At 57.4% G+C, this 796-nt stretch carries 1 protein-coding gene; it reads right to left on the minus strand.

The window, feature by feature from the left end:
* Positions 1-103: 103 nt before the first annotated feature.
* Positions 104-685 (minus strand): hypothetical protein, encoded by a 582-nt coding sequence (locus HMPREF3009_RS01155; protein ID WP_080986250.1) that lies wholly within the window; start codon positions 683-685, stop codon positions 104-106.
* Positions 686-796 lie beyond the last annotated feature (111 nt).

The raw sequence follows: 796 nt of genomic DNA on the forward strand, positions 1-796 counted from the left end.
CCAAATGGTGCTACCCTAGTGTTATTGCCACCTGTTACGACAGGATCGGAAGAAGACCCTGGGACCCCAGCCGGACGACTGGACCCAGGGTCTTCGCCTGCCTCTAGAGGGAATCCGGGGTGGGACGGTTGAGGACCACTTTCTCGTGCAGCTTCTCCCAGTACTGCTCTTCCCCTAGATGGACGGAGTTCAGTGCTCCCAGAACGGCATCTGGAATCCAGAGCAGGGGATCATCGCCACCGCGTACGTGTCGCAGTCGGATGCCAGCACTTTGTCCCTGGCCCTGCAGGGCAACTATATGGGCGACGTCTCGCCTGTTTTGTGCTTCTTGCCGGCTTTCCAAAGTGACGTTGTGGACGTGCATCTCGGAGAGCTCGAAGTACATCTGCTCCAAGCATTTCCTGCGGTGCCTCTCCGTCTTCTTGCTCACTTCACTCTGGTGGGTGATGATCGCTTGCATGGAGTCGATCTCAGAAAGGGTGTCCACGATTTTTCGGCGTCGGCTATTACGTTCGTCGGTCCAGTGAAGTTTGACCTGGCCAGGAAGTCGTAGTGGACGCAGCTCCTCGCGTATTTTTTCCAAGTCTTGAGTGTCGATGATGGCTGCACACACCATGTACTCCTGCCGGTCTGGGGGTCTAAGGGCGGAGGACTCATCGATGTAGGCGACTAGCTGTGATTCCACCCTGAAATTGTAGCCCGTCCGGGCCGACGCCCCCCTCGGCCCGGTACCAACTACTCGGAACACGGCAGTACCGAGTCCCCAGAACACCGGTACCAAAAACTCGCATCTGAC

The sequence above is a fragment of the Corynebacterium sp. HMSC034H07 genome (assembly GCF_001815175.1).
Taxonomy (GTDB): domain Bacteria; phylum Actinomycetota; class Actinomycetes; order Mycobacteriales; family Mycobacteriaceae; genus Corynebacterium; species Corynebacterium hiratae.